The sequence below is a fragment of the Buttiauxella sp. genome (assembly GCF_035271705.1).
Classification (GTDB): domain Bacteria; phylum Pseudomonadota; class Gammaproteobacteria; order Enterobacterales; family Enterobacteriaceae; genus Buttiauxella.
Genome location: NZ_DATERI010000103.1, coordinates 1 through 7,005, shown reverse-complemented (window position 1 = coordinate 7,005; position 7,005 = coordinate 1). Strand labels below are relative to the sequence as shown.

The 7,005-nt window shown below is 50.4% G+C and carries 6 protein-coding genes; 1 reads left to right on the top strand and 5 read right to left on the bottom strand.

Going from position 1 to position 7,005, the window contains the following annotated elements:
* The 5 genes from VJY99_RS09565 to cysJ form a co-directional block, all read right to left on the bottom strand.
* A partial coding sequence (locus tag VJY99_RS09565) for a FadR/GntR family transcriptional regulator (RefSeq protein WP_324117816.1) occupies nt 1-602 on the bottom strand: 602 nt, incomplete at its 3' end.
* Between the two features lie 179 nt (nt 603-781).
* A complete protein-coding gene (locus VJY99_RS09560; RefSeq protein WP_324117815.1) occupies nt 782-1,558 on the bottom strand; it encodes an SDR family oxidoreductase in 777 nt (258 codons plus the stop codon).
* A gap of 124 nt (nt 1,559-1,682) precedes the next feature.
* Nucleotides 1,683-2,414 (bottom strand): phosphoadenosine phosphosulfate reductase, encoded by a 732-nt coding sequence (gene cysH, locus VJY99_RS09555; protein ID WP_324117814.1) that lies wholly within the window; start codon nt 2,412-2,414, stop codon nt 1,683-1,685.
* A gap of 111 nt (nt 2,415-2,525) precedes the next feature.
* Nucleotides 2,526-4,238, bottom strand: coding sequence for an assimilatory sulfite reductase (NADPH) hemoprotein subunit (gene cysI, locus VJY99_RS09550; protein ID WP_324117813.1), 1,713 nt, complete (start codon nt 4,236-4,238; stop codon nt 2,526-2,528).
* A complete protein-coding gene (gene cysJ / locus VJY99_RS09545; protein WP_324117812.1) occupies nt 4,238-6,043 on the bottom strand; it encodes an NADPH-dependent assimilatory sulfite reductase flavoprotein subunit in 1,806 nt (601 codons plus the stop codon). Before cysJ ends, cysI begins: the two co-directional genes overlap by 1 nt.
* Nucleotides 6,044-6,477: 434 nt before the next feature.
* On the opposite strand from cysJ, the gene queD reads away from it, so the two are divergent.
* Nucleotides 6,478-6,840: a 6-carboxytetrahydropterin synthase QueD gene (queD, locus tag VJY99_RS09540; RefSeq protein ID WP_324117817.1), complete on the top strand. Its 363-nt coding sequence runs from the start codon at nt 6,478-6,480 to the stop codon at nt 6,838-6,840.
* Nucleotides 6,841-7,005 lie beyond the last annotated feature (165 nt).

Sequence of the window (7,005 nt, the reverse complement as noted above, 5' to 3'; positions counted from 1 at the left end):
TGGTCTTCCAGACACATGCCGCCCTCTTTTGACGAATGACTGATAAACCACTTAAACACGGTGGTCAGCACATTGCCAAACGGGGCATAGAAGCAGTTGCCCGAAGCCAGAAAAATAGCGCGATGGAAGCGCGTATCCACATCAACCCAACGGTCGGGGTCGAAGTCTTTCGCTACGGCACACATCTCTTCATGGACACGGGACAGCTCAATTCGCTGTTCGCTGGTCGCATTTATTGCGGCAAGGCGTGTCGCATGCGGCTCAATAACGCGGCGGAACTCGAGAAACTGGTGATACATTTCCAGCGTGCCTTCCATGCCATTCATCCACTCGAGCAACTGAACATCCAGGATATTCCAGTTATTACGCGGACGAACACGGGTTCCCACTTTCGGGCGTGACTCCAGCATCCCTTTTGATGACACGAGTTTTAGCGCTTCACGCAGTGCCGTACGGCTCACACCGAATTGTTCACAAAGCTCAACTTCACTGGGCAAAATATCTCCCGGTAAAATTTGTCCGGAAAGAATTTTACGAGCGATGTCGCTGGCAATAAGTCCATCCAGACCGCGTTGCGTCGTGGCAATGGTTGTGAATAGCATGCTTTTGTCATACCTGAAAAAGGGAAGGAAAATAGTGTATCACTAAACTAAGTACCCAAAATAATTCGAGTTGCAGCCAGGCGACAAGCTCAGAAATCCCCAGGAGCTTACTCAAGTAAGTAACTGGGGTGAGTGGGTGCAGTCAACACCGCAGCAGCTCGAAGTATGACGGGTAAAATTTATGGGGCCATTTGGCCGCCATTGACATCCAGTATCTGACCGGTGATATAACCGCTCATTTGGTGAGAGGCAAAGAACAAGAAGCTAGGTGCGACTTCTTCGCTACGGCCAAAACGCCCCATAGCGATAGAACTGGCAATCTTGTCACGTAACTCTTGCGGTTTATCTTCATGGAACGCGGTATCAATGGTGCCAGGTGAGACGATGTTGAAACGAATATTGTCTTTGGTGAACTCTTTTACCCAATTGCGATGAATGTCGTGTAACCAGGCTTTAGATGCTGCGTAAATACCCGCACCAATGCCACCACCCTCACGCCCTGCAATTGAGCCAGTGCTGATGACTGAAGCCGTTTCACCGCTCGATTTTGCGGACTCACGCAGATGAGGAATCGCATATTTGGTCATCATTAATGCCGAGCGGGCATTGAGATCCATGACCATGTCATAGAAGTCATCGTCAATACCTTCCAGGCCAGAGCGGCCACCTAACCCACCGGCATTATTGATGAGCACGTCAAGGCCACCAAACTGTTCGACAAAGGTATTGACCAACTGCTGGCAAGCGGCAGATTGAGTGAGATCTGCCTGAAAATAGCTGACCTCTCCACCCAACGCACGCAGCTCGTCGAGTTGCTTCTGCATTTCCTGCGGTGAACGGCGGCCATTGATGCCCACTTTTGCGCCACAGCGTAAAAAAGCGTGTGCTGCAGCCAAGCCAACACCTGCAGATGCACCCGTGATTAACACTCGTTTATTCCGTAAATCAGAAAACATCGGATCACCTCTATTTGTCATTTAGTATGACAAATACTAGCAATCAAAAACGAGCATGAGAACTAAAAGCACCGGATAAAAGGTGCTTTTGCGAGTCAGATCGTCTCTTTGAGTCTTCAGGAACTTACTCGTGCAAACCGCACTCACGTTTCAAACCAAAGAAGCGTGTCTCTTCTTCTGCCATGCCTTCTTCCCACTTACGCGTGGTGTGAGTGTCGCCCACGGAAAGATAACCCTGATCCCACAGCGGGTGGTATTTAAGGCCATTGTCGGTGAGATACTGGTAAACCTGACGGTTGTCCCAATCGATGATCGGCAGAATTTTAAACACTTCACGTTGGATAGCCAACACCGGCAAATTCGCCCGGCTACCGGATTGTTCACGGCGTAAACCCGCAAACCAGGTTTGCCCATTCAGTTCACGCAGCGCGCGGTTCATCGGCTCAACTTTGTTGATGTCATTGTATTTCTCAATGCCTTCAACACCCTGCTCCCATAATTTACCGTAGCGCGCTTCCTGCCAGGCAGCACTTTCCTTGGCACTGAAGACCTTCAGATTTAGCTTCAGCTTGTCGGTCAGTTCATCAATAAACTGGTAAGTTTCCGGGAACAGATAACCGGTATCGGTGAGGATCACCGGAATATCCGGAAACTGTTGGGTGACCAGATGTAAGGACACCGCCGCCTGAATACCAAAGCTTGAAGACAGCACAAACTCGCCAGGCAGATTTTCCAGCGACCAGCTTACACGCTGTTGGGCGGTGAGTTTATCGAGCTGGCTGTTGACCTCGGCCAACGCCATCACGCGCTCAACTTTTGGCAGATCATTCAGCGCTTTTAGATCGAGTACGGACATACGTTCCTCGCTTATTGCTTAAATCAGGGTGGATGACGCCTGCGGCTTATCCACCCTGCGATTGATTTTAGTCAGTCGGGAAAGTGCTGCGTCCCGACATAAACTGTAACGTTAGTCCCACAAGTCACGAGCGGGATCGAGCACCGGACGGATAATTCCGGCACGGATAGTGAAATCACCGAAGCCTTCATCCGCTTCACGCTCTTTCGACCAACGTCCAACCAGTTCATCAATAGATGCCAAAATCTCTGGTTCAGTAATGTTTTCACGGTACATACGCGGGATACGCGTACCGATACGGTTGCCACCGATATGCAGGTTGTAACGCCCAGGGGCTTTACCCACCAGGCCGATTTCTGCCAGCATCGCACGGCCACAGCCGTTCGGGCAGCCGGTAACACGCGTCACAATGTGTTCGTCTGGCACGTGGTGTTTTTCCAGCACTTCTTCAACTTTAGTCACAAACTGCGGCAGGAAACGTTCAGCTTCTGCCATCGCCAGTGGGCAAGTCGGGAAAGCGACACAGGCCATCGAGTTTTCACGCTGTGGTGTCACTGCGCTCATTAAGCCACTTTCTTTAGCGATCTTCTCGATTGCGGCTTTTTCGGCTTCCGGTACACCCGCGACGATCAGGTTCTGGTTCGCTGTCAGGCGGAAGTCGCCTTTGTGGATCTTAGCAATCTCCAGCAACCCGGTTTTCAGCGGCCTTCCTGGATAATCCAGAATACGACCGTTTTCGATAAACAGCGTCAGGTGCCATTTATTATCAACACCTTTCACCCAACCAATGCGATCGCCACGTCCGGTAAATTCATACGGCCGGGTCGGCTCAAAGGCGATGCCCGCACGGCGCTCAACTTCCGCTTTGAACACATCAACGCCGACGCGCTCAAGGGTGTATTTGGTTTTAGCGTTTTTACGGTCGGTACGGTTACCCCAGTCGCGCTGCGTGGTCACAACCGCTTCTGCAACGGCCAGCGTATGCTCCAACGGAATGTAACCGAACTCGCTCGCCGTACGCGCATACGTCGCTTTGTTACCGTGTTCGATGGATAAACCCCCACCCACCAGCACGTTAAAGCCCACCAGCTTGCCGTCTTTGGCGATGGCGATGAAGTTCAAGTCATTGGCATGAAGATCAACATCGTTCTGCGGCGGTACCACGACCGTGGTTTTAAACTTACGCGGTAAATAGGTCTCACCGAGAATTGGCTCTTCATCGGTGGTAGCGACTTTCTCTTGATCCCACCAGATTTCAGCGTATGCACGGGTGCGCGGCAGCAAGTGTTCGGAGAGCTTTTTCGCCCACTCGTACGCTTCCTGGTGCAACTCAGATTCCACTGGGTTGGACGTACACAATACGTTGCGGTTCACGTCGTTGGCGGTTGCCAGTGCATCCAGCCCAACTTCATGCAGCATTTCATGAGCCGGTTTCACGTTCTTTTTCAGAATGCCGTGGAACTGGAAAGTCTGGCGGTTAGTCAGACGAATACTGCCGTAAATGGTTTTGTCTTCAGCAAACTTATCAATTGCACGCCATTGCTCGGTGGTAATGATCCCCCCCGGCAGACGGCAGCGCAGCATCATGGCATGGCGCGGTTCGAGTTTTTGTTCAGCACGTTCAGCACGAATATCACGATCGTCTTGCTGGTACATTCCGTGGAAGCGGATCAGCAAAAAGTTATCGCCACTAAAACCGCCGGTCAGCCCTTCCTGCAAATCTTCTTTGATGGTGCCGCGCAAGTAATTGCTTTCGCGTTTCAGACGCTCGGCGTCAGACAGTTTGCCTTCGACCACTAATGGTCCTGGGTGTTTTTCGCTCATTAGTAGACATCTCGCTGATAACGGCGCTCAACGCGCAGCTCACTTAAATATTCATCGGCCGTTTCAGTGTCCATGCCACCAAACTCGGCTACCACTTCCAGTAATGCATGCTCAACGTCTTTTGCCATGCGATTCGCATCGCCGCAGACGTAAATGTGGGCACCGTCTTTAATCCAGTTCCACAGTTCCGCGCCTTTTTCGCGCAGTTTATCTTGTACGTATATTTTATGTTGCTGGTCACGGGACCAGGCCAGATCGATATGGGTTAACAGGCCGTCTTTGGCGTAACGCTGCCATTCAACCTGATAAAGGAAGTCGTCGGTAAAGTGTGGGTTACCGAAGAACAACCAGTTTTTACCCGTTGCACCGTCGTTTTCACGCTGCTGCATAAAGGCGCGGAATGGCGCGATACCGGTGCCTGGGCCAATCATAATGACCGGTGTCTCAGGGTTAGCCGGCAGGCGGAAGTTGTCATTGTGTTCGATGAACACGCGCACTTCGCTATCTTCTTCAAGGCGGTCAGCCAGGAAGCCGGATGCACCACCTGTACGGGCGCGACCTTCGATGTCATAACGCACCACGCCAACCGTAATGTGGACTTCACTTTCCGCTTCAGCCTGAGATGAGGCGATGGAATACAGGCGCGGCGTCAACGGGCGCAGCAGGTCAATCAACTGCTCGGCAGTCAGCTCTGCTGGGGCATAACGCACCATGTCGACAATTGGCGTGTTGTGGGCAAAGTGCTGCAGCTTAGTTTTATCACCAACCAAATCCAACAGTGCGGCGTTACGCGTGACCTGCGCGTATTTCTCGACGATGTTGATGGTGTTGATAGTCAGTTCGAAATGCCACTCCAGCGCTTCGCTCAATGGCAGAGTTTTGCCATCCACGCTCACACTTTCGTCGCCTTTCAGCCATAACAGTTCGACCAGCTCTTTCACTAAGGCAGGATCGTTTTGATACCAAACGCCCAGCGCATCGCCTGGCTGGTAACGCAGACCTGAATCGCCAAGATCTATCTCGAAGTGACGCACGTCTTTTTCTGAATCACGGCCAGTGATTTTCTGGTTTACAGCCAGTGACGCAACGAGCGGTGCTTCTTTGGTGTATGGGCTGGTGAAAATTTCGTTGGCAACCCCTGTCGCCGTCACTGCCGCTTGTGCCGGTGATTCAGTTGGCACGCGAGATTTCAGGACGTCGACAATATTTGCGCGCCAGGCAAGTGCTGCTGGCTGGAACTCGACGTCGCAATCAACCCTATCTAACAAGCGCTCACCACCCAACTCCGCGAGTTTGGTGTCAAAGTCTTTACCTGACTGGCAGAAGAATTCGTAGGAAGTATCACCCAGGCTAAATACAGCAAACGCGGTACCGTTCAGTTTCGGTGCTTTTTTCGAGAACAGGAACTTGTGCAGCGCCACCGCTTCTTCCGGCGGTTCACCTTCGCCTTGCGTCGACGTCACAACAATCAGCAGTTTTTCTTGGGCAATTTGTTTGAATTTATAGTCGCCTGCATTCACCAGGTTGACGTTTAATTTTGCCGCCAGTAAGTCGTCGCGCAATTGTTCGCTGACGCGGCGCGCATTGCCGGTTTGGGATGCGGAAATCAGCGTAATAACCGGAACGTCAGCCGCAGCGGGTTGCACCGTAGCAACGGTGCCCGGTTGTTGATTAATCATTCCCCAGAAATAGCCGGATAACCAGGCCAGTTGAGTCTGCGAGAAATCTGTCGTCGCCGCCTGGAGGCGTGCCAGTTGCTCTGGGGTTAGCGGGAGCAATGCGGTCGGTGGAGCCTGAGTTGTCATGCGTTGTGAGTTCCAGTAGCAAAAGATCCGTTTTTAATATCGAACGAACATTCCCAAAATAATTCGAGTGGCAGGAAGGCGGCAAGAGAGGGAATCCCGATGAGCTTACTTGAGTAAGTGATTCGGGCGACCGAGTGTAGCCAACGCACATGCAACTTGAAGTATGACGGGTATAAACGGGAATTGTGTAAGGTTAACCAGTGCGATAATAACAATTAAAGAAGGGATAGAAATAACAAATAACAAAAATGACTAACCGTTTTTAACGGTAATCAATAACGTTAAAAGTGGTTAATTAATACATTGATTTATATCAACTTAAATTAGTAAACATGACTAAATCGAAGCCTTAGTCGGTAATGATAGTTTTAGTTAATGCTTAAAATAGTGGATTCCGGTACTATGCGGCGGTTTTTCGTCCTATTGAGATTGCAATAATGACCACCACTCTGTTTAAAGATTTTACCTTCGAAGCCGCTCACCACCTACCGCATGTGCCAGAAGGCCACAAGTGCGGTCGCCTTCATGGCCACTCCTTTATGGTGCGTCTGGAGATAACCGGCGAGGTTGATCCTTATACCGGCTGGATTATGGATTTTTCTGAGCTGAAAGCGGCATTTAAACCGACCTATGACAGACTGGATCATTACTATCTGAACAATATTCCAGGCCTTGAGAATCCAACCAGCGAAGTCCTGGCTAAATGGATTTGGGACGAAATGAAACCGATTGTGCCACTGCTGAGTGCAGTGATGGTAAAAGAAACCTGTACCGCCGGTTGCGTGTATAAAGGTTAAAAGAAAGGCACCCTCGGGTGCCTTTTTCATGCATCTGTGTGTATGCGTATGCGTATGATATATAATGATTATTTAAATTCAGTATCCACATTTTGACCACGCATTTACCCCTATCCATTCAACAAATAATTCCACCAGAATAAAAATATAGACCAAATACATAAT

Coding starts and splice junctions, on each gene's coding strand:
- cysJ (WP_324117812.1), bottom strand. CDS start 6,043: ATGACAACTCAGGCTCCACCGACCGCATTGCTCCCGCTAACCCCAGAG.
- cysH (WP_324117814.1), bottom strand. CDS start 2,414: ATGTCCGTACTCGATCTAAAAGCGCTGAATGATCTGCCAAAAGTTGAG.
- cysI (WP_324117813.1), bottom strand. CDS start 4,238: ATGAGCGAAAAACACCCAGGACCATTAGTGGTCGAAGGCAAACTGTCT.
- VJY99_RS09560 (WP_324117815.1), bottom strand. CDS start 1,558: ATGTTTTCTGATTTACGGAATAAACGAGTGTTAATCACGGGTGCATCT.